The sequence below is a fragment of the Neobacillus niacini genome (assembly GCF_036961885.1).
GTDB classification, from domain to species: Bacteria; Bacillota; Bacilli; order Bacillales; family Cytobacillaceae; genus Neobacillus; species Neobacillus niacini_H.
Genome location: NZ_JBALNQ010000029.1, coordinates 234,088 through 252,625, shown reverse-complemented (window position 1 = coordinate 252,625; position 18,538 = coordinate 234,088). Strand labels below are relative to the sequence as shown.

The 18,538-nt window shown below is 37.5% G+C and carries 24 protein-coding genes; 7 read left to right on the top strand and 17 right to left on the bottom strand.

The features are described 5' to 3' along the window. On the top strand, nucleotides 1–308 hold a 308-nt coding region (locus tag V7124_RS14360; protein ID WP_335490134.1), incomplete at its 5' end, for a DUF6509 family protein. 38 nt (nucleotides 309–346) lie between these two features. Here the strand turns inward: V7124_RS14360 and V7124_RS14355 are convergent. The 3 genes from V7124_RS14355 to V7124_RS14345 form a co-directional block, all read right to left on the bottom strand. Beyond that, nucleotides 347–550: a cold-shock protein gene (locus tag V7124_RS14355; protein WP_335490131.1), complete on the bottom strand. Its 204-nt coding sequence runs from the start codon at nucleotides 548–550 to the stop codon at nucleotides 347–349. Between the two features lie 94 nt (nucleotides 551–644). Then, complete coding sequence (locus V7124_RS14350) at nucleotides 645–845, bottom strand: cold-shock protein (protein ID WP_335408183.1); 201 nt, start codon at nucleotides 843–845, stop codon at nucleotides 645–647. Nucleotides 846–1,190: 345 nt separating this feature from the next. Continuing rightward, nucleotides 1,191–2,078, bottom strand: coding sequence for a Ku protein (locus V7124_RS14345; RefSeq protein ID WP_335490127.1), 888 nt, complete (start codon nucleotides 2,076–2,078; stop codon nucleotides 1,191–1,193). Between the two features lie 107 nt (nucleotides 2,079–2,185). On the opposite strand from V7124_RS14345, the gene V7124_RS14340 reads away from it, so the two are divergent. Beyond that, nucleotides 2,186–4,018, top strand: coding sequence for a DNA ligase D (locus V7124_RS14340; RefSeq protein WP_335490124.1), 1,833 nt, complete (start codon nucleotides 2,186–2,188; stop codon nucleotides 4,016–4,018). Between the two features lie 317 nt (nucleotides 4,019–4,335). On the opposite strand, the gene dapF is transcribed toward V7124_RS14340, so the two are convergent. From dapF to V7124_RS14310, 6 genes are all read right to left on the bottom strand, one after another. Then, the gene (dapF, locus tag V7124_RS14335) at nucleotides 4,336–5,316 is read right to left on the bottom strand and encodes a diaminopimelate epimerase (RefSeq protein ID WP_335490121.1); all 981 of its coding nucleotides are present in this window, start codon (nucleotides 5,314–5,316) and stop codon (nucleotides 4,336–4,338) included. Nucleotides 5,317–5,389: 73 nt separating this feature from the next. Next, nucleotides 5,390–6,166 (bottom strand): hypothetical protein, encoded by a 777-nt coding sequence (locus tag V7124_RS14330; protein WP_335490118.1) that lies wholly within the window; start codon nucleotides 6,164–6,166, stop codon nucleotides 5,390–5,392. Nucleotides 6,167–6,274: 108 nt separating this feature from the next. After that, nucleotides 6,275–7,054 (bottom strand): ABC transporter permease, encoded by a 780-nt coding sequence (locus V7124_RS14325; RefSeq protein ID WP_335490115.1) that lies wholly within the window; start codon nucleotides 7,052–7,054, stop codon nucleotides 6,275–6,277. Further along, nucleotides 7,051–7,959: an ABC transporter ATP-binding protein gene (locus tag V7124_RS14320; protein ID WP_335490112.1), complete on the bottom strand. Its 909-nt coding sequence runs from the start codon at nucleotides 7,957–7,959 to the stop codon at nucleotides 7,051–7,053. The genes V7124_RS14325 and V7124_RS14320 overlap by 4 nt, the downstream gene beginning before the upstream one ends. After that, nucleotides 7,959–8,159: a PLD nuclease N-terminal domain-containing protein gene (locus V7124_RS14315; RefSeq protein ID WP_335408194.1), complete on the bottom strand. Its 201-nt coding sequence runs from the start codon at nucleotides 8,157–8,159 to the stop codon at nucleotides 7,959–7,961. The genes V7124_RS14320 and V7124_RS14315 overlap by 1 nt, the downstream gene beginning before the upstream one ends. Before the next feature lie 107 nt (nucleotides 8,160–8,266). Further along, nucleotides 8,267–8,590 carry a DUF4870 domain-containing protein gene (locus V7124_RS14310; protein ID WP_335408196.1) on the bottom strand — a complete coding sequence of 108 codons (324 nt, stop codon included), beginning with the start codon at nucleotides 8,588–8,590 and terminating at the stop codon, nucleotides 8,267–8,269. Between the two features lie 174 nt (nucleotides 8,591–8,764). On the opposite strand from V7124_RS14310, the gene V7124_RS14305 reads away from it, so the two are divergent. Together V7124_RS14305 and V7124_RS14300 are read left to right on the top strand one after the other, a co-directional pair. Further along, on the top strand, nucleotides 8,765–9,886 hold the full coding sequence (locus V7124_RS14305) for an amidohydrolase (protein WP_335408198.1): 1,122 nt from the start codon (nucleotides 8,765–8,767) through the stop codon (nucleotides 9,884–9,886). 314 nt (nucleotides 9,887–10,200) lie between these two features. Continuing rightward, a complete protein-coding gene (locus tag V7124_RS14300) occupies nucleotides 10,201–10,761 on the top strand; it encodes a GNAT family N-acetyltransferase (RefSeq protein ID WP_335408200.1) in 561 nt (186 codons plus the stop codon). A gap of 58 nt (nucleotides 10,762–10,819) precedes the next feature. Here the strand turns inward: V7124_RS14300 and V7124_RS14295 are convergent, their stop codons facing one another. Further along, nucleotides 10,820–10,978: a hypothetical protein gene (locus V7124_RS14295; RefSeq protein ID WP_335408202.1), complete on the bottom strand. Its 159-nt coding sequence runs from the start codon at nucleotides 10,976–10,978 to the stop codon at nucleotides 10,820–10,822. Between the two features lie 162 nt (nucleotides 10,979–11,140). On the opposite strand from V7124_RS14295, the gene V7124_RS14290 reads away from it, so the two are divergent. After that, nucleotides 11,141–11,593: an Hsp20/alpha crystallin family protein gene (locus V7124_RS14290; protein ID WP_335490109.1), complete on the top strand. Its 453-nt coding sequence runs from the start codon at nucleotides 11,141–11,143 to the stop codon at nucleotides 11,591–11,593. Nucleotides 11,594–11,615: 22 nt separating this feature from the next. On the opposite strand, the gene V7124_RS14285 is transcribed toward V7124_RS14290, so the two are convergent. After that, the gene (locus V7124_RS14285; RefSeq protein WP_335490106.1) at nucleotides 11,616–12,086 is read right to left on the bottom strand and encodes a FixH family protein; all 471 of its coding nucleotides are present in this window, start codon (nucleotides 12,084–12,086) and stop codon (nucleotides 11,616–11,618) included. Nucleotides 12,087–12,210: 124 nt separating this feature from the next. On the opposite strand from V7124_RS14285, the gene V7124_RS14280 reads away from it, so the two are divergent. Continuing rightward, a complete protein-coding gene (locus V7124_RS14280) occupies nucleotides 12,211–12,453 on the top strand; it encodes a DNA alkylation repair protein (protein ID WP_335490101.1) in 243 nt (80 codons plus the stop codon). Between the two features lie 30 nt (nucleotides 12,454–12,483). Here V7124_RS14280 and V7124_RS14275 read toward each other — a convergent pair whose 3' ends face one another. The 5 genes from V7124_RS14275 to deoD all read right to left on the bottom strand — a co-directional run bounded on the left by V7124_RS14275 (nucleotide 12,484) and on the right by deoD (nucleotide 17,623). Then, nucleotides 12,484–13,305 (bottom strand): hypothetical protein, encoded by an 822-nt coding sequence (locus tag V7124_RS14275; RefSeq protein ID WP_335490098.1) that lies wholly within the window; start codon nucleotides 13,303–13,305, stop codon nucleotides 12,484–12,486. Nucleotides 13,306–13,365: 60 nt separating this feature from the next. After that, entirely contained in the window at nucleotides 13,366–14,310 is a 945-nt protein-coding gene (locus tag V7124_RS14270) for a CobW family GTP-binding protein (RefSeq protein ID WP_335490095.1), read from the bottom strand. Nucleotides 14,311–14,381: 71 nt separating this feature from the next. Then, on the bottom strand, nucleotides 14,382–15,884 hold the full coding sequence (locus V7124_RS14265; RefSeq protein WP_335490092.1) for a S41 family peptidase: 1,503 nt from the start codon (nucleotides 15,882–15,884) through the stop codon (nucleotides 14,382–14,384). Between the two features lie 117 nt (nucleotides 15,885–16,001). After that, nucleotides 16,002–16,811: a M15 family metallopeptidase gene (locus tag V7124_RS14260; protein WP_335490089.1), complete on the bottom strand. Its 810-nt coding sequence runs from the start codon at nucleotides 16,809–16,811 to the stop codon at nucleotides 16,002–16,004. 107 nt (nucleotides 16,812–16,918) lie between these two features. Then, entirely contained in the window at nucleotides 16,919–17,623 is a 705-nt protein-coding gene (gene deoD, locus V7124_RS14255) for a purine-nucleoside phosphorylase (protein ID WP_335408217.1), read from the bottom strand. A 159-nt stretch (nucleotides 17,624–17,782) separates the two neighbouring features. Between deoD and V7124_RS14250 the strand changes: the two genes are divergently transcribed. Continuing rightward, the gene (locus tag V7124_RS14250) at nucleotides 17,783–17,917 is read left to right on the top strand and encodes a hypothetical protein (protein WP_335408219.1); all 135 of its coding nucleotides are present in this window, start codon (nucleotides 17,783–17,785) and stop codon (nucleotides 17,915–17,917) included. Between the two features lie 40 nt (nucleotides 17,918–17,957). Here the strand turns inward: V7124_RS14250 and V7124_RS14245 are convergent, their stop codons facing one another. Further along, nucleotides 17,958–18,266, bottom strand: a complete 309-nt coding sequence (locus tag V7124_RS14245) for a YodL domain-containing protein (protein WP_335408221.1) — start codon at nucleotides 18,264–18,266, stop codon at nucleotides 17,958–17,960. Nucleotides 18,267–18,538 lie beyond the last annotated feature (272 nt).

The window sequence follows — 18,538 nt, the reverse complement described above, 5'->3', positions numbered from 1 at the left end:
ATATTTTGCAAAGGATGATTTCATTGAATATAACTGGTCATACAGTTGAAACACTTGTAGATCCATTTGGATTATTAAGCGGAGATCGCTATGAATTTTTTCTTGAAGTAGATGTAGAGGAAGAGGATGAACTTTATTCTGATAAAGGGATTGGGATAAGAGTACTTTTTGTAGTTGAGGACAATCGTTCTAAAATTTCTAACTATCATCTTTATGAAAGAGGAAGCGACAAGGTTTTAGATTTTGAGCTTGAAGCAGATGAGGAATTATTAGTGTTAAATTATTGTAAGGAAAACATTGGTCATTAAGAAAAGCAGAGGAATTATCCTCTGCTTTTTCTTAATGATTACATAAAGTTTTTACTATGATTATGAATTACAGCTAATTCCTTCGTGCTAAGACTCATTTCACTTTTGCATATTGGACACAGGGGCACTTCAGTGCTCTTAAAATTGTCACGAATCCAGCATTTACAACTATCTGAATTACATTTCCAAATTTTAGTTTCTTCAAGCTTTACTTCTTCATCATTTCTTCTTCCAAACGCCAAAATGATCACCCCTTGTACTTTTTGCAATCCAAAAACCATTTTATAAAGATAAAAAGGTGATGCCTTATCACTGCACCACCTTTTTATTTTTCAATTAAGCTTTAACTACGTTAGCAGCTTGTGGTCCGCGAGCGCCTTCAACGATTTCGAAAGAAACTGCTTGACCTTCGTCTAAAGTTTTGAAGCCTTCTGTTTGAATAGCAGAGAAGTGTACGAATACATCTTGACCACCGTCAGCTTCGATAAATCCAAAACCTTTTTCTGCGTTAAACCATTTTACTTTACCGTTGTTCATGAATAGTACCCCCAAAATTTGTTCACTTTAAGTCAATCACCATTTAAAAAATCAAAAAGCCGCAATGCACTGCCGGGTAATAGGCATCACCCACATTCTGTGCAGTTACGACTACTAAAACCAATAAATATTTTCACGAACTTAAAAGCGTACTTTAATCATACCCTATATGTTTCCAAAAGTCAATCAAATAAACAGTATAGCATACTAGCAAGCTACTATATAGAAAAATAAATAATTTTCCCATAATATTTTGCTTATCATTAAAATGAAAGTACTTTGGTTTATAAGGCTAAAAATATTGGAATCAAAACCGACTCGATTAAATCGAATCGGTTTTTCTACTTAAGCTTCTTTTTTCACTTTAGGTGCTGCTTTTTTTCTAGGTGCTGCTGGTTTTTTGGCGATGGTTTCCTTTTTACCTGCAGTTCCTTTTTTTACCGCTGTTTCCTTACTTGGTTTCGTTCTATCAATAGATGCCTGCAGGGCAGCCATTAGATCCGTTACATTTGAAGTGGTCTCTTTTGCAGCAGCTGGTGTTACCGTTTCCTGTCCTGTGCGTTTAGATTCGATTAACTCTAATAAGGCCGTACGATATTCATCTGTATATTTCGCAGGCTCAAATTCTGTTGTTAGTTGATCAATCAGCATAATCGCTGTAACTAATTCTTTCTCTGTCACCTTATCATCAGAGGGAACATTGGGAACGTCTCCTGCACTGCGGACTTCGTCAGGAAAATGAATCGTTTCCATTACCAATGTGTTTTCGTAAACACGAATAACAGCCATTTGCTCTTTTGAACGAATGATAATTTTAGCTAATCCAACCTTTTGAGATTCCTGAAGGGCTTTCCGCAGCAAGGAATATGCTTTACTGCCTCCTTCATTTGGTGACATATAATAACTGCGGTTAAAATAAATCGGGTCGATTTCTTCGATTTTAACAAAATCAATGATTTCAACCGCTTTATCTTCATTTTCTTTCCGGAGATTTTCGAGCTCCTCTTGATCAAGGACGACAAATTTCCCTTTTGTATATTCATATGCTTTAATGATATCTTCTGGCTTTACTTCCTCTTCACATGCAGTACAAATCTTTTCATATTTAATCGGTGCATGGCATTTATTATGCAAGGTCCGGAGTTTTATGTCTTTATCTTCTGTGGCAGTATGAAGCTTAATTGGGATATTTACCAGGCCAAAACTGATACTTCCTTTCCACATCGTGTGCATAGGTTAAATCTCCAATCTTTTTTTATTATTTTTGCTTTATTTTTTGATTACATTCCTAAAAACATTTGGAAAAGGACAAAATAAAGAAAAAGAAAGGAAATACACTTATGAAACCGATGCTGCCAACACTTACCTTTGAGCTAACACCAAATCCGGATTGGCTGTACGAGGTAAAATACGATGGCTTTCGAGCAATTTTAAATTGGGATAAAAGTGGAATTACGCTAACGAGTCGGAATGATAAACCTTTATTGCCGCAATTCCCTGAAATAAAGGATTTTCTTGAGTCGTTAGAGGAACAATTCCGTCCATTTCTCCCTCTTCGGCTTGATGGTGAACTAGTTTTACTGGAAAATCGTTACAAAGCGAACTTTTCTGGGATTCAGGTCCGCGGCCGGCTAAAGGCAGCTAAGAAAATTGCCGAACAAGCAGCTAAATCCCCTTGTCGGCTAATGGTCTTTGATATTCTTGTTTTAGCGGGGAAACCGCTAAATTCTAAAAAATTTTACAAGCGTAAAGATGAATTACAAAAACTTTTTATGAATGTTGGTTTACCAATCGAAGCGGATCCATATAATGAAAATTTACTACAGTTTGTAGAGGCTCATAATGATTTTACAACTTTATGGGAAAATGTGGTCTTATATGATGGTGAAGGGATTATTGCGAAGCATAAAAATAGCCTTTGGGAGGAAGGAAGGCGTTCCATACAATGGTTAAAGTACAAAAACTGGAAATACGTCAGTTGCTTTATAACTTCTTATGAAAAAGCAAATGGCTACTTTTCTGTGGGAGTGTACAAAGAAGGTAAAATTCATGGGATTGGTCAAGTTCTGTTTGGATTTAAACCGGATGAAAAGCATGCACTTCAAAGTACAATTAAACAAAATATGGTTAGTGAGGACCAACAATTTCTCTATGTTGAGCCTGCTATTTGTTTAGAAGTTAAATATTTAGAGCTCTATGAAAATCAGCTGCGTGAACCACATTTTCATCGTTTTCGCTTTGACATCACGCCAAATGAATGTACATATGACCAGTTTATGTTTAAACAAAAGAACTTACCCGAGGATTTGGATATTACCCATCCGGATAAGCCGTTATGGAAAAATCATGATATTCAAAAGGCAGATTTCATCCTGTACTTAAGGGAAATATCTCCTTATATGCTGCCATTTTTAAAAAATCGGATCCTCACGGTTATTCGCTACCCTCACGGAATGTTTGGCGTGCCCTTTTATCAAAAAAACTGTCCAGATTATGCACCAGATTTTGTCCAGACGTATCGTGATGAAGGGATTGACTATATCGTCTGTAACAATTTAAAGACCTTGATTTGGCTCGGGAATCAATTAGCAATTGAATACCATCTTCCATTTCAAACCATTCACAGTCAGGGAGCGAGTGAAATCGTTATCGATTTAGATCCTCCCTCCAAGGATGAGTTCCACTTGGCAGTTAAAGCAGCACTGTTTATTAAAGAGGTGCTTGATCAATTAAATTTAATAGGATTTGTTAAGACATCAGGAAATAAAGGATTACAAATTTACTTGCCATTGCCTGAGGATGTATTTTCCTTTGATGATACACGTCTATTCACAAGTTTTATTGCCGACTATTTGATTTCTAAAGATCCTGATTCATTCACCATTGAAAGGATGAAAAAGAATCGTGGTAACCGGCTCTATGTGGATTATGTTCAGCATAGTGAAGGAAAAACAATTGTGGCGCCCTATTCCATGCGTGGTAATGAACATGCAGGTGTAGCGACACCGCTATTTTGGGAAGAAGTGAATGATAAACTGAATCCGGTTCAATTTAATATGGAAAATGCTTTAAATCGGATTCGCAAACAAGGAGATCCCTTTAAAAATTACTTTAAAACAAAGTCCGTGCAGAATTTTGCACAAGTGCTGGATGTGTTAAAAGCAAAGAAATAAAGGGAGTTGGCCAGCTGGAGTGACCGTTATCGTATTGGGGTGAGCTTTCGGGTAAGAACTTTGGGGCATTCCACCCACTTTATAGTGACCGTGTCCTTCTTCTTTTTACACTTTCGGTCACTATAAACCTCTTATAGTGACCACACCCCTCTTCCTTCTACACTTTCGGTCACTATAAACCTCTTATAGTGACCGCACCCCTCTTCTTTTTAAACTGTCGGTCACTATAAGCCACTTATAGTGACCACACCCCTCTTCCTTCTACACTGTCGGTCTCTATAAGCCACCCTTACCACTCCAACCCTCCATATTTCCTTTTACAATCCAGTACCACGAAGATATGCTTGTGCTTCTGCCTGTAATTTTTCGTAAATATCCTGCTCAGAGAAATTTTCTTTCCAAATCACGGTAAAATCTTTGCTTCCGAGGTCAACTTCTACCTCTGCCTTGTATAAGTATGTTGCATTTCCAATCAAGTCTATGGAGTAATTTTCATCATTTTCATGAACCACACATTGTACTTTGCCACCATTATTATAAACGTTTATGATTTCATCCACGTCGTTTAATCCTTGCAGGCACGTAACCAAGGAAGAGGCTGACATCGCTGTTCCACAGGCGTTGGTGAAGCCCACGCCACGTTCAAAGGTATTTACATAAATGCTGCCTGAACTCAAAGATTTAACAAAGCTGACATTCACACCGTCAGGGAACAATGCATTCGGATTATTGACTTTCTCACTAATCTGTTTTTGAATACCCGACTTTATTTGGTCTGTCTCAACAATAGAAATTAAATGGGGATTCGGAACTGCTAATGCAGTAAACGTCAACTCACCAGAAAGCTCTGGTATTTTTTCATTCCGCAAATTGTCTTCGTTTAGAATCAATGGCAAATCTGCCAAACGAAACGAAATGGGTGATATTTCCACTTGGTAGGTGGTCACATTTGGAAATATATCCGCTTGCTTACTCACCTTTAAATCCGCCTTCATGGTTTCTATGATTGCCTCTTTGAACTCAAGCATTTCACAAACATACCTAGCAACCAGTCGAAGTCCATTGCCACACATCGAAGCTTCCGAACCATCTGCATTAAACACCCTCATTCTTCCATTTGCATGATCGCTTTTCATAATAAAGAGGACACCATCAGCACCTAAATCTGAACTACGATTACATAACAACCGGGCAATTTCAGCTCTCCCCTCCTCAGAGAAAGAATAAGCATTGGTAATTTCGTCAATAACGAGAAAATCATTTCCTGAACCATGACCTTTAATCAAATCAATTTTCACTGCAAAAACCTCCGAAGTAAATAGCAATTTTATAATTTATTCTATCAAATAATAACCGAGAATGACACTTTCCTTACCTTTCAATAAAATATTCATTGACCAAAAATGACATCCTCAACAGCTTGTCCTTTTCTGATAAGCTTTCTGAGAGAGAAAGAACTGGAGTATTTGCCTCCGGAAATCGGCCGCTCCACTCTACAGGCATCCACCCCCGTCTAAGGCGTCCTACCTGCTCTCTCGATTGATTCAGTACACGTTCATCCATAAAGGTGGTTGAGCCTTCAACGGATCCAATATACTGACCTGACTCATCGAGCATTTCTTTCTTTTTTTTCCACCAAGATCGTTTCTCAGTCTCAAAGCAGCCAACATATTTTCTATGTTGATCGTATACCTCAATCTTTAAGTGATTAATTTTAAAAAATCCAATAGCTTGATTTTGGCAATTATAGAGTATGTAAATTCTGGGTTTTTTTAAAAGAAGATGTTCCTTTTGCCGGTATTTTTTCAGTATTCCTGCCTGGTGTCCATCGGGAAAGAAAAAGTATAGGCTGGAGTCTTGATAATTCATGTAAACAACTACAAGGTGTCTAGCTTCAAATATATTCCGATAAAGGCTGTTCGAAGGTGACAGATTGTGTCCGATTGAAATCGATTGTTTCATTCTAAAAAGATAGAGTTGAAAGCTAATAAAGCTATAAATGACAAAAGGTATTGTTAAGAACATAATTTGGTTGTTTTGAAAATAATAGAGATTTCCTACTGCTATGATGATGGCGGGAACGAGTGCAGCAATGCTTCCATTTAAATTCAAATTGGCCGTACCACGGTAAAATTCATCTATTTTCATTCTGCAAAACTCCTTATCTGCCCCTCTTAATTTAATTCTATTAAACATGGGCAAAAAAAATGAGAAGTTTTTCTACAAAATAAAGAAGCCACTTATGGCTTCTTCAAATTAAGAGGCAAGCTCTTTTTTCTTAAAAATAACTACACTTAACCATAGAAGAATCGCAATGATTAAAATGGCCAATAAACTTGCTGCTAGTGTATCATTTGGTAGTTCCCCCGCTGCCAGCAGCGCACTCGCATAACCTGTTAACTGCGACGGACTCCATTCTAATAAATGAGAAAGTGCCCCGCTAATGATACTGACTACTAGAGCAAGTGCTAACGAGATAAACCCTGCCATTCCTGGTGCTAATAGAGAGGCACTAAAGAATATCGTTACAGTTAAGACCACTGTCAGCCATAAACCGTACAAAACATATGATTGGAAAAATTCACCGATAGGAACCCAATCAAATAATTGACCAGTATAATACCAGGTTGATAGATATCCGATAAATAATGATATCCACACTAACAAAAGACTTCCTGCCCATTTAGAAGTGACATAGGAAAAATAGGAAACCGGTTTGACAAGAATCATGGCTGCGACTCCACTTTTTCTTTCACCAGCAATCGTTCCCATGGTACCAAGTACAATGATTAACACTCCAATGGTCGAATATTGGCTAAGGCCGGAAGCTAATACAGCACCTGCGGTTGGAACCGGGATATCAATGACCGCTCCGTCAGGCAGTCCTCCTAAAGAATCAAGAATATCCTTCATATAATAACTTGTTAAAGGTTCGGATACTCCTAATAATATGAAGGTAATTGGCACCCAAATCCATTTAAAATTTCTCCACATTTCGAGAATCTCTTTTTGAAAAAGCGTCAGCCACTGCCTCATTTCCCCACCACCTTCATAAATACATCTTCAAGGGTCATACTGCTGATCTCAAATTTTTCGAGATGCCAGTTTTTATCAGCTATTAGTTTTAAAAATTCTTTTCTAGCAAGCTCAATATCCTTTACAAATACGCTAATTCTATTTCCCTCTTCTAAGATTGATAGTGTTAACGCATGATTATTCAATACATTGACAATCTCGCCTGTTTTTTTCCGGAAAACCAAATCTATCTTTGCCTGCTGGTGCCGCTCTCGCAAATCCTCCATCGTTCCCGATTCAACAATTTCTCCATTATGTAAAAATAAGATTTCATCACAAACTTCCTCAGCATCATTTAGAATATGAGTGGAGAAAAGTATCGTTGTCTCCTTTTTCAAACCCTCTAGAAGTTCTAGTACTTCCCTTCTGCCAAAAGGATCTAATGCAGAAACTGGCTCATCGAGCATAACAAGCTGTGGACGGTGAATAATCGCCTGAGCAATTCCAAGCCTTTGCTTCATTCCTCCTGAGTATTTGCCTACTCGACGATTCTTCGCATCACTAATTCCAACAAGCTCTAACAGTTCTAATGAACGTGACTTCGCTTCTTTACCCGTTAGTCCAGCGAGTTCGCCCACATATTGAAGGAATTCCAATCCTGACATCCAATCATAAAAAACCGGAAATTGTGGCAAGTAACCAATTAAGTGACGAATATCCCCGTCCTTTTTAGCATCACTAAAGGTGATAGTCCCTCTTGTTGGTTTCATTAGTCCTGAAAGCATTCGAAGTGTTGTTGTCTTCCCAGCTCCATTTGGACCTAAAAGGGCAATGCATTTGCCCTTTTCTAGCTTAAAGTCCAGCCCCTTTATGACCTCATTGCCTTGGAAACTCTTTTTTAATCCTTGAATTTGGATGAGAGACATTAATGATTTCTCCTTCCAATAACAAAATAAAGAATCGGACCAAGAATGTTTACAAAAATAATAATAAACACCCAAAGCAGCTTTGGACCATTGGTTTTTTCAATTCTGGATAAATCTACAAGTGAAACAATTAATAAAATGAGCTGAATTATTAACAATGGCGCAACCAGTCCCCAGTTAATACTTTCTAAAAATTCCATGTCAATTCCCCCTTGATTTGCTTTCTATATGGATATGACGTTTGGATTATAAAAACGTTCAAAACCCAGCAAAATTTTTTTTTGCTGGGTTTTGAACGGTGGAAATCTTATTTAATTACTCTGAAAATCAGTGGGAATCGATATTCAGATCCTTCATATGCTTTAACAGCTGCGATGATGGTAAACACTAAGGCCATAATTCCTAAAATCCATAATAAGAAAATACCAACAATTAGGAACACCAAGATCCCGCTTATAACTGAATAAACCGTGTACGAAATGAAAAAGTTAAAATATTCTCTGCCATGATAATTGATATATGAAGACTCATCCTTCTTTAATAACCAAATTACGAGTGGTCCGATAATTGGAAAAAAAAGACTAACAACATAGAGTATAGCAGCAAGAGCTCTTTCTTCACTTTTTATCATTTTATTATTCCCCCAACGGAAAAATTTTTTCTATCTTTCCTAATATCTACGTTGCTCTCTATAAAAGGTTTCATCATTTTTTTCGAAAATCACTAATTTTACTAACACATCGTCAGGTCCAGTTGATAAAATGATAAAAACACTATTACAACTGTGTAGGAAGGTTTAATTACCATGAAAATACTGTTAATAAACGCAATCGTTTACCCTATTACATCTGTACCCATTCGAAACGGTGAAGTGTTAATTGAAAATGGAAAAATAATAAAAGTAGGTAAAAAAATTCTAACCGAACCAAATGTACAAATCATCGACTGCAATCATCAGTATCTTTTACCAGGATTTATTGATGTCCATACTCACCTTGGCCTATATGATGAAGGAACTGGCTGGGCTGGTAATGATGCCAATGAGACGGCTGAAGCCATGACTCCACATATAAGAGCTATTGATGGTGTTTATCCATTAGATCCCGCTTTCTCTGATGCGATTAAAAGCGGAATTACAACCGCACATGTCATGCCTGGAAGTGCGAATGTTATTGGAGGCACCACTTCAGTAATCAAAACAACCGGTAAAAACGTTAAAAAAATGATTGTCCAGGATATTGCCGGCTTGAAGATCGCGTTAGGGGAAAATCCGAAAAGAATTCACAGTCAGGGCAATAATGACTCGATTACACGAATGGGGATTATGGGAATGCTGAGGGAAGCATTTTATAAAGCCTTCCATTCAGATACTCCGGAAGATCTAAGGGTTGCTCCACTTGTAATGGCTTTAAAAAGAGAAATTCCAGTCAGAATACACGCTCACCGTGCGGACGACATTATAACGGCGTTACGACTAGCGGAGGAATTTAACCTTGATTTAAGAATTGAGCATTGTACTGAAGGACATCTAATTGCCAGCGAGTTAGCCGGCATGAATTTAAAAGTTTCAGTTGGTCCGACCTTAACCCGAAGATCAAAAATCGAACTAAAAAATAAGACTTGGAAAACATATCAGGAGCTTACAAATAAAGGTGTCGAAGTATCGATTACGACCGATCACCCATATACCCCGATTCAATATTTAAATATATGTGCTGCCTTAGCCCTGCGCGAAGGTCTCTCAGAACAAAAAGCATTAGAAGGAATCACGATTTTACCTGCAAGGAACCTCAGGTTAGATCAAAAAATCGGAAGTATTGAAGCAGGAAAAGATGCAGATTTAGTGCTATGGAGTCACCATCCTTTTCATTATTTGGCTAAACCAAAATGGACGATGATTGGTGGGGAAATCGTTTTCTCGGAATAGTAGAAATTTGTTGAAATTTGCTAATAAATAATTACAAAAAGTTAACAAAAAACCTATTTATTTTTTTTATTTTTTCTTGTATGATACTTAAAGTGAAGCCGAAATATGCCTGAAAAATTTAGGGGGAAATTCACATTATATTTCATCAACAAAAAAAATGATATAGGGAAGGCAAATGGTGCGCCACCAGTAATACCTGGTTCTAGTGGGTTCGATTCCCACCCCGAAATTTTTTAGTTAATCTGAATAAAAAATTTCGAGGGTGGGCCGCTTCTTTAGTTATGGGATCGGATTGCCCAGTGGAGGGAAATTCTATGCTTAAGAAACGAGATCTTCATGACAGCCATGTATTATTTGATTTAATGTCGCATCCAGATGTCTTTCCTTTTGTGCGTCAAAAATGTGCTTCTTATGAAGAATTCATATTCATGACCAAACAAACGATTGAAGCCGAAGAGCGCGGTGAATGTATTTCAAGAACGATTCTTGATGAATGGGGCGCGCCTATCGGAACCATTAATCTTTTTGATATTGAAGATAATGCTGGATTTTTAGGTACATGGCTTGGAAAGCCATATCATGGCAAAGGTTATAACAGCCCTGCTAAGGACGCATTTTTTCAGGAAGTTTTTTACAACATGGGCATTGAAACCATCTTTATGAGAATTCGTAAGGTAAATATCCGGTCTATTAAGGCTGCCGAAAAACTACCTTATGTTGTGAAAGCAAATGAAACCAGAAAATCACTATACGAACAGTTAAATGCTAATGGTGATGTGTACGATTTATATGAAATACCAAAAGACCAATATTCCTTCTACCTAATGAGAAATGGTGCTCCACAAGAAGAACCTTCTCATCTATTAGAAGCATAAAAGCAACCGGCAGATCAAAGCTGCCGATTGCTTTTTTTGTTTTAAAAGAAATATTTTATTAATCCGTAATATCCTGTTCCATTCCAGAATTAACCTCACTAATACCCATATGGAGCAAAAATTCTTCTAGTTCCTCGTTTGTTAGCGTTTCAAAACGACCATCATGAAAAAACACTTGAGTTTGGTTTGGGTTAATTCGATTTATATTAAAACTCATCTTCTTTGCTCCTTTCATAGATGATGCTCTACATCTATTATTCACAAAAGGAACACAATTCATTCTATGTAATTTATATGTTTACTAATAACGCAAATTAGCTATTGAGCATAGTATAAGGTATTAATGCCCAATGAGGGTTAGCTGAAAGGTGGGGGAATGATGTTCCCGTGGAATTTATTTCCTTTTAATAAAGATATGAAGAGTAAACTGGAGCATATGAACCCAGAAAATATCGATAAATTTATCAAAGACATTATGGGAAATGTAATGTCAGCTCAATCTGGTACGAGTAATCCTCAAGATAGTTATCGCTCCCAACCTGCTCAACAGGCAAACACATTAAACTCAACCACTTTTGAAACACATGATTCTGTATTTATTAGAATACCCATTAAGGATGAGACAATGCTTAAAGGCCTTCAGATTTATCATACGGCCAATCAGTTGAAGGTGGAACATTACCCCGAACTGGATATAAGTCATTCTATTATGCTGCCAGCAATGGTAAAAAAGAAAGGGTCATCTGCTAAATATCAAGATGGGATCCTAGAAATTAAATTAATTAAGTCGTACGACGTCCAATATTCCCAAATCGATGTTTCAGAATTATAAAAAGACAGCATTTTCCAGCTGTCTATTTTGTTTCATGCCCTTCCATATCCATTTCCATCGAATCTTTTGCTTCCTTTGGATCTTCTGGTTCACTGGCCGTACCAATAATGAATTCTTTCTTAGGCATATTGTGCATGTCTCTAGCGGATACATGGGAAATAATGTAATAAGTTCCTTCTTGGTTAAATGATCTTTCCAACCGATAGATTCCATTTTCAGCATGTTTAACTTCGACTTTCTCGTGTACTTCGTCCTTTGAGCGCCAAATTTCAAAGGATACACTGTCAGCATCCTCAACATTTTCGTCTCCCTGCGTTACCTTGGCTTCAATAATAATTGGTTCATTTACTTGTCCATTTTCAGGACTTATAGTCAATTTAACATCTACAAACTCAGGTAAATTATCGCCGTTATTATCCTTGCTATTATTATTGCAAGCACTGATGAACAATAAGGTTAACATAGCTAAACTTACTACCACGAATTTTTTCATGCTTCTTCCTCCTTCATTATTTAATCGACAAACGTAATCTTCCATATCCTCACATGCATTGTTACATACTTTTTAACATTATTGCAAAAAATAGATTTTAACAATAGCATGAAAGGAGAAATTTATGACAACCCCATATAAATGTCCTAATTGCAAAACAAATCGGAGCCGTTTTAATGTCATTCAACAAGTTTCCCAATCTGTAAAACTTGACCCTCAATCCGGTGAAGTGGTTAAAGAATACGGTGAAAATGATTTGGAGCCGTTTCATATTCCTTATAATGGTCCTGACTATCGAATTCAATGTGCTGTTTGCGGCTTAATAGAAGACGAAAGAACCTTTATTAAATTTGGCGAACAGGTATAAGACAAAAACACCTTATGCGTAAGGTGTTTTTCATTTAAGGTCATTTTCTTTTAAAAACAAGTCTGCATCTACCTTCCATGCATCCATAGTTGAAAAACGGATTAAATGGATTTTCCCCCGATAGTTTTGTCGACCTCTATTTTTAATGAACCAGTCGATTTCAATTGGTACCTCCATACTTATTTCCTTTGTTAAATCTTCCGCAGGTAAAATCGGCATCCGCGTTATTCTAACATTTTCAATTTTTCCTAAAATAGGTTTCCAGTTCTGCTTTTGTAACGAGATTGATGAGGAAATATGGGTATCCTGCTGCTTTAAAGCAGCGATATAAGCTTCTACTGTCTCATAGGGTGATGCTTTGCTCAAGTATTCCTCCAGTCTTCCAGAGGCCCTATAAATCATTAGCATGTGGGATAGATCCATTGAATTTGTGCGATGGGTTGTACTCCCGTAAAAATGGATACAAAAATGGCCAGGAAAATTATTTTTTAATGCTCCGCCTCCATGCGGCATGCCATGCATTGAACCAGCTATCCATTGGTCTCTACTAATCACGACGATAGCCCGACGTTTCCAACTCCATTTGCCGCCATAGATTTTTTTCATAATTTTTGTATCCTTTGTGGTCAACGGCTGAACATCAGCATGATGACTGCCCGCACGTCTTTGGACTTTAAACCGCTTCCCCGTTTCAATATCCAGAACCGTAAACTTTGAATACTTTGGCAAAAGATTATTAACTTCTTCCCATGGAAGCATTTCTATTTTGTAACTTATATTGGTGGAAGCTTGAATCCCCTGACCAGTAAGGAGGAAAAGAATAATCATGAATAAAACGGCTTTCTCCTTCATCTAATCCTCCTCTATAATGTAAAATAACTACATTAAAAGAGTTACCAGAAGAGGAAATGTTCATTCACGTTCTCTTTGTTTTTTGAATTCCAGCTCAAGTTTTTTTAGTTTTCCCTCGATCTCTGACCACTTGATACTTTCGCCAATAAACACTAAATTGAGTGGTAAATTCATCTCTTCCTTCATGTAAAAAGGCATTCCATACGAATATTGAAATAGATATGGCTTTGATGAATCATCAAATTTAATATAACCTTTGACTCGGTAAATTTTCTCAGATAACCCCTTCAAGAAATCTTCAAACTCAGAATGGCTAATAGGTCCCTGGAATTGATAGACAAAAGTAGTTAAATTAAGTGCTTTCTGAGTAGAATTTGAATTCGATTGTTTTAAAAATGATAAAGTAAGTTTTCTTAATTCATCAAGGGAAACTTGTGAGTAATTCGTTAACAAACAGCGGGCCATGGCATTGATACCCTGTATTTCGAAAATTATTTTGGCTTGTTCGGATGCTGATAGCTCATCCATTTTATTAATAAGAATAAAGTCAGCATGTCTGACCTGCTCAAGTAGTAATTGCTGCAGCTGTGGACTGAGCGCCTTGCGATCTCTCCATCTTAACCCATCTACTGTCGTTACAATCCCTTTGATTGTAAATTGATCGGCAAAGTTTGGCGAGAGGATGGCGTCAAGGACTTCAACAGGATGTGCTGCACCAGTGGTTTCAATGTAAATTACCTCTGGTTTTTCATTTAAAAGTAGACCCTGCAGCTGTGCCTCAAGCTTGTCCTGTATCGAACAGCAGATACAGCCGCCTAATAGTTCCTTTAAAGAAACCTCTTCATCACGTGCGACATCAGAATCAATTGAGACCTTTCCTAACTCATTCATCATCACAGCCGTTTTTCTGCCTAATAACCGTTCATTTTCGAGTAAGCGTTTCAAAAGGGTCGTTTTTCCACTTCCTAAAAATCCTGATAATATATAAACTTCGGTATTGACCATTTTTTCTACCTCTTTCCTTTGATAATACACGTGGAAAAAAAGCCTGAACCACTAGGTTTCAGGCTTCTTCCTTATTTCATTTCTTCTTTTAAGACTTCAATTGCTTTTTGAAGCTGGGTATCATTTGTTTCTATCAATTCCCTGATTTTCTCCATTAGTTTAAAAGTAGACTCTCCTTTTAACACTCCGTCAGCAGGAAGATTATTGGCTGTTTGAAAGTTGCTAACCGCCTCTTGTGTTTTCTCATCAAAGAATCCGTCCTCACGGCCTGGGTCATAACCGATTGCTTTTAACATTTTCTGTGCCGTTTCAACCTCAGCTGATGAGCTTGATAGCTTAAGTTCTTTTTCAGGATTAATAATCGGTAATGTTGCATATGAAGGAAGCGGCACTTCAAAGTCTGGCTTGATTCCTTTTTTATGAATCCAATTTCCATTTGGTGTCAGCCATTTAGCTGTTGTAAATTTGATATTTGAGTTATCAGGGAAATCCTTGGCGGTTTGGACTGTTCCTTTACCAAAGGAATTCTCACCTACTAGCTTTACCCCTGCAGATTCACTTACAGCGCCTGCAAGTATTTCAGAAGCACTTGCACTACCTTTATCAATTAACACGACCAAAGGAAAATCGGGATTTCCATCATTTTGTGAAGGATATTCCTTTATCTTTCCATTCCTGTCTTCTACTTTTAAGATCAGTTTCCCTTTTGGAACAAACAAACTGGAAATGTTAATGGCTTCATCCAATAATCCACCTGGGTTTTGGCGCAAATCCAAAACTAACCCTTGCATTCCCTGTTTCTGAAGTTCATTTAACTTGTCTGTAAGTTCTTTCGGTGTATTTTTTGAAAAACTAGTAATTTGCACCTTAGCGATTCCCTCGCCAACCATCTCTCCATAAACGGTTTCAATCGGAATATCATCACGGATAATCGGAACCTTCACCGGTGCGTCCGTTCCAGGTCGTTGGATAGTCAATTCGACCTTTGTTCCTTTTTTACCACGAATAAGTGCTACAGCTTCTGTTGATTTCATCCCCTGGATACTTTTTCCATCTACCGACATAATGATATCATTCGGTTTCAACCCAGCTTTTTCAGCAGGAGATCCTTTAATAGGAGAAACAATCATAATATGTCCGTCTTTTTCTTGAATTTCAGCACCAATTCCTTGGAAGGATGAGTCAATGGAGCTATGGAATTGTGCTGCTTCCTCCAGGCTCATATAGTCTGTATAAGGATCGTCAAGGGCTTTCACCATTCCATCAATCGCCCCATTGATCAGTTTTTTCTCGTCAAGCTTTTCATAATATCCACTTTTAAGTGTATCATAGGCCGTGTAAAGTTTATCAAATTCTGCCCTGTCAGTACCAACAGTTATGACTTTCTCATCACCGAATGATAGGGCAAACCCAGTTATTCCTGTAGACAGGATTACAAGGAAAAACACAATCAATATAAAATGAAATTTCTTAATTTGTATATACCCAGATTTTTTATCCGTTTCATGTGCTTGTTCAAGATTTTCTTGCTCAACATTTTGTTCATCCATTGTCTTCACCTTCACCACTTTCATTGTTCAAAAAATAATATGTAGAAATAGCCCTTAGTGATTAGAATAACATCTTTTCTGAAAAAATAACAATAAAATAAAAGCGGCACATCCATGGCAGGCGTGCCGGCAAATCACTATCTACATTTTCTTAACTTCATTAAAATATTCCTCTAACGTCCAGTTATGCTTGTACATAATCGTTGCAGCTTTCACCCCTACATAACGGTAATGCCAAGGCTCATACATATAATTGGTAATGTCTATTTTCTCTTTTGGGTATCGCAGAACAAATCCAAAGCGATGAGCTTGATCTTTAAGCCATTTACCTTCTGGGGTATTTTCAAAAGCTTCATTTAGATAAAACTTATTCGATTGGCTTGAAATATCCATTGCTAGCCCGGATTGATGCTCACTTGCACCTGGGATTGCTACAGCCTGCTCTGCCTTTTCAATTCCTACTCTGTCAATTTCAGCATTAAACAACGATTGTTGTCGGCTAAAAGAGCGGTAACCAGAAATGGCATACAGTTCTATTCCATTAGTAGCAGCTTCGGAGAACATTTTCTCTAAGGCTAGAGCAGCTTCCTTTCTCAGCAAGCTCTTTTCAGTTTCCACATCACCAAAAGAAAACGCAACATTTGGTCTAACGAGATCTCCAGGAATGTAATCTGCTGGCAGGTAAAATTCTTTGTTTACCAAAGCCATGACATTTGCAGAATTTTGAATCACATTTTTACCGTCTACTTCCTTTATTTCATTGAAAAAAATGGATTCTAAACTAAGTGGGTCATTTATAGGAGAGTCATCATCCTTCGTTTGTTGGTTCTTGTTGTTATTACTAGAATCATCCGCTATGAATGGCAGCTTGTTTAAAAGTGAATTTATTTGACTGCATCCGCTAACTAGAATGGTCATTGTACCAATCAATAATAAATTTTTCCAACCCATTATTCTCACCTATCTATCTTTCTTCTTCCTTTTTGCACTATATCTATTTTTCCCAAAATCGTCAATTAGAAAACCTCTTTCACATCATGAAAGAGGTTAAATCACTATTATTCTTTTGTTGCTGCTTCCAATGCCACTTCAATCATATCGTTAAATGTTAATTGTCGTTCTTCAGCAGTTGTTTCCTCACCTGTTAAAATATGGTCACTTACTGTCAATACCGATAGTGCTCTGCGGTTGAATTTGGCAGCTAACGTATATAAAGCAGTCGTTTCCATTTCGATAGCAAGGATTTGGTACTTTGCCCATTTCTCTAGGTCAGCATTATCATTATAGAACGAGTCTGCTGTGAAGATATTCCCAACTTTTAAATTGAGACCCTTTTCTATTCCTGCATCATAAGCCCTTTTAAGTAAATCAAAGTTTGCACATGGAGCAAAGTCAACACCGCCAAACGTAAGACGATTCATGTTCGAATCCGTTGAACTTGTCATTGCCAAAATGACATCACGAACTTTTACATCCTTTTGAATGGCACCGCAAGTGCCTACACGAATAAGATTTTGGACGTTGTAGCTGTTCATTAATTCATTGACATAGATGGAGATGGATGGAACACCCATTCCAGTTCCTTGGACAGAAATTCTTTTCCCTTTGTACGTACCAGTGTATCCAAACATGTTTCTTACTTCGTTATAGCATTTTGCATCCTCTAAAAAAGTTTCTGCAATATATTTAGCCCTTAGCGGGTCCCCAGGAAGTAATACTGTCTCTGCAATTTCATTTTCCTTCGCACCAATATGTACACTCATTTTAAAAATCCTCCAATCAATTAAAGTGAAGTCTTTCCCTTCACACTAGTCAATATATCATAACCATTTTCGATTGAAAAACCTTTCACTGAAAAGGTCATGAAATTTTTCATTTGTGGGAAGCTATTTTTAGATTATCCAAAGGAGGTTCATAACATTATGGGAAAAAAGCATAGAGCACAAACAAATCGACCAAAGAAAAATAATCATATTCCAGCCGAGGCCATCGCAGCAGAACATGAGGCTCATGAAAAAGAAAATAGTGCGGCTGGCGGAAGAAAGAAAAGAGGATAAGACGATAAAAAACCTAAGGATGGATTCCTTAGGTTTTTATTCATCTTATTTGGATTCGATTTATCGGCTGCCAGCCACCAGGTTTCAGCTGATAGTAATGCTGTCCCCCGCGGCCTTCATCAATCAATATGATATCACCGGTGGAAAGAAATCTGCCTTGATAATTCGATGGTATTCGATCGGTTACATTGAAAAGGCTAAAGGTATTCTCTAAACAACTTTCATGACTTCCAGCAGGAATAAAGGTACGATAAATGGGTTTGTATCCTTTGTATTCTCTGTACTTTGGAGTTTGAAAGATTGTCACATCATATTGAATACTGCCTCTCTTGGTTATCGCTTTGATCATCTTATCCCTCCAATCATTAAAATAAAAGTTATTACTTTAATAATTAGAGATGGACGTTGTAGAATCCTTCTATGAAAACCGTCTTTTTTTGTCGATAAAAAAAAAAGCGGAAGCGCCCTGGTCAGCGGCGTATGGCCTCCTCGAAAAAGCTAACGCTTTTTCTTCGTGCGAAGTCTATGCTGCCGGAGCGTTCCTTGTGGAGCGCTCCAACTGAGATAAAGGAAACACGAAGAGCCGGAGGCGATTCGATGTTGACTTATCGTAGGGCGGAG

Excerpts from the sequence above, each read along its gene's own strand:
- deoD (WP_335408217.1), bottom strand. The coding sequence starts at position 17,623 with ATGAGTGTACATATTGGTGCGAAGGAAAATGAAATTGCAGAGACAGTA.
- V7124_RS14340 (WP_335490124.1), top strand. The coding sequence starts at position 2,186 with ATGAAACCGATGCTGCCAACACTTACCTTTGAGCTAACACCAAATCCG.
- V7124_RS14295 (WP_335408202.1), bottom strand. The coding sequence starts at position 10,978 with ATGAGTTTTAATATAAATCGAATTAACCCAAACCAAACTCAAGTGTTT.
- V7124_RS14245 (WP_335408221.1), bottom strand. The coding sequence starts at position 18,266 with ATGATCAAAGCGATAACCAAGAGAGGCAGTATTCAATATGATGTGACA.
- V7124_RS14345 (WP_335490127.1), bottom strand. The coding sequence starts at position 2,078 with ATGCACACGATGTGGAAAGGAAGTATCAGTTTTGGCCTGGTAAATATC.
- V7124_RS14270 (WP_335490095.1), bottom strand. The coding sequence starts at position 14,310 with ATGGTCAATACCGAAGTTTATATATTATCAGGATTTTTAGGAAGTGGA.
- V7124_RS14280 (WP_335490101.1), top strand. The coding sequence starts at position 12,211 with ATGACAACCCCATATAAATGTCCTAATTGCAAAACAAATCGGAGCCGT.
- V7124_RS14305 (WP_335408198.1), top strand. The coding sequence starts at position 8,765 with ATGAAAATACTGTTAATAAACGCAATCGTTTACCCTATTACATCTGTA.
- V7124_RS14300 (WP_335408200.1), top strand. The coding sequence starts at position 10,201 with ATGCTTAAGAAACGAGATCTTCATGACAGCCATGTATTATTTGATTTA.
- V7124_RS14350 (WP_335408183.1), bottom strand. The coding sequence starts at position 845 with ATGAACAACGGTAAAGTAAAATGGTTTAACGCAGAAAAAGGTTTTGGA.
- V7124_RS14310 (WP_335408196.1), bottom strand. The coding sequence starts at position 8,590 with ATGATAAAAAGTGAAGAAAGAGCTCTTGCTGCTATACTCTATGTTGTT.
- V7124_RS14250 (WP_335408219.1), top strand. The coding sequence starts at position 17,783 with ATGGGAAAAAAGCATAGAGCACAAACAAATCGACCAAAGAAAAATAAT.
- V7124_RS14325 (WP_335490115.1), bottom strand. The coding sequence starts at position 7,054 with ATGAGGCAGTGGCTGACGCTTTTTCAAAAAGAGATTCTCGAAATGTGG.
- V7124_RS14320 (WP_335490112.1), bottom strand. The coding sequence starts at position 7,959 with ATGTCTCTCATCCAAATTCAAGGATTAAAAAAGAGTTTCCAAGGCAAT.
- V7124_RS14315 (WP_335408194.1), bottom strand. The coding sequence starts at position 8,159 with ATGGAATTTTTAGAAAGTATTAACTGGGGACTGGTTGCGCCATTGTTA.
- V7124_RS14285 (WP_335490106.1), bottom strand. The coding sequence starts at position 12,086 with ATGAAAAAATTCGTGGTAGTAAGTTTAGCTATGTTAACCTTATTGTTC.
- V7124_RS14265 (WP_335490092.1), bottom strand. The coding sequence starts at position 15,884 with ATGAAAGTGGTGAAGGTGAAGACAATGGATGAACAAAATGTTGAGCAA.
- V7124_RS14330 (WP_335490118.1), bottom strand. The coding sequence starts at position 6,166 with ATGAAAATAGATGAATTTTACCGTGGTACGGCCAATTTGAATTTAAAT.
- V7124_RS14290 (WP_335490109.1), top strand. The coding sequence starts at position 11,141 with ATGTTCCCGTGGAATTTATTTCCTTTTAATAAAGATATGAAGAGTAAA.
- V7124_RS14275 (WP_335490098.1), bottom strand. The coding sequence starts at position 13,305 with ATGAAGGAGAAAGCCGTTTTATTCATGATTATTCTTTTCCTCCTTACT.
- V7124_RS14260 (WP_335490089.1), bottom strand. The coding sequence starts at position 16,811 with ATGGGTTGGAAAAATTTATTATTGATTGGTACAATGACCATTCTAGTT.